We start from the raw sequence: 1075 nt of genomic DNA on the forward strand, positions 1-1075 counted from the left end.
CAGCCGCGGCCGGACGTGAGGGCCGAACGTGAGGACGGATCAGGTCTCTGTCGGCTCGAGACCTTCAGCCCCTCGCGACGCCAGATGTGTATGGTCCCGGGATGAGGTGTGACGGGTCGATCCTGAAGCGATTGGGCTCTTTCGTCCAGGCGTTCAGGATGAACTCGGTGGGTGTCAGGCCCCGCAGGGTCTTAAGCCGACGAGCGTGATTGTAGGCATCGACGAACAGGTGAAGATGCGTTTGAAGCTGGTCGTCGCTGTCGTAGTGGTAGCGCTTGACCGTCGCATCCTTGATGGTGCGGTTCATCCGCTCGACCTGCCCGTTGGTCCAAGGATGGTTCACCTTGGTCAGCCGATGCTCGATGTCGTGCTCGTCGCAGACGCGGTCGAAGATATGCTGACTATCGTAGATGTCCTGTCGACGTGATGTGAACTGAACGCCGTTGTCTGTGAGCACGGTGTGGATGCGGTAAGGCACCGCCTCGATGAAGTCGCGGAGAAACTGGGCGGTCTCCATCTTGCCGGCGCTCTCCACGAACCGCACGAAGGCAAATTTGCTGGTTCGATCAATGGCTACGAACAGCCTGAGCTTACCTTCGACCGTGCTCACCTCGGCGATGTCGATGTGGACGTAGCCAATGGCGTAGGTCGCAAAGCGCTGATTCTTGGGTTTGTCGCCTTCGATCTCGGGTAGTCGGCTGATGCCGTGCCGTTCCAGGCAGCGATGCAGCGAGGATCGCGTCAGGTGCGGGATCGTCGGCTGCAAGCCATAGAGGCAGTCGTCAAGCGGCAGCAGGGTATGCCGGCGGAAGGCGACAATGATCGCTTCCTCCTCGGCGGTGAGCACGGTGGAGCGCGGTTCCTTTGGGCCCATCCGGGCATCCGCTGTGCTCGTCCGTTTGCGCCACTTCTGCACCGTCGTCGGGCTGACGCCGTAGCGCTTGGCCAGCGCTCTTACGCTCTCTTCACGTAGCTGGATTGCGCGACGGACTGCCTTGTATCTTTGAGTTGCCCGCTGGAGTGACGCCGGCGAGGCTACACGGTGAGGGTTAGCCCGTGTTTGCCTCGGGCTCGT

The 1075-nt window shown here is 61.2% G+C and carries 1 protein-coding gene; it reads right to left on the reverse strand.

The window, feature by feature from the left end; translation table 11 throughout:
* Positions 1-64: 64 nt before the first annotated feature.
* The gene (locus tag BM140_RS25000) at positions 65-979 is read right to left on the reverse strand and encodes an IS481 family transposase (protein WP_091952146.1); all 915 of its coding nucleotides are present in this window, start codon (positions 977-979) and stop codon (positions 65-67) included.
* Between the last annotated feature and the right edge of the window lie 96 nt (positions 980-1075).

It is taken from the genome of Methylorubrum salsuginis, from assembly GCF_900114375.1.
Lineage (GTDB): Bacteria > Pseudomonadota > Alphaproteobacteria > Rhizobiales > Beijerinckiaceae > Methylobacterium > Methylobacterium salsuginis.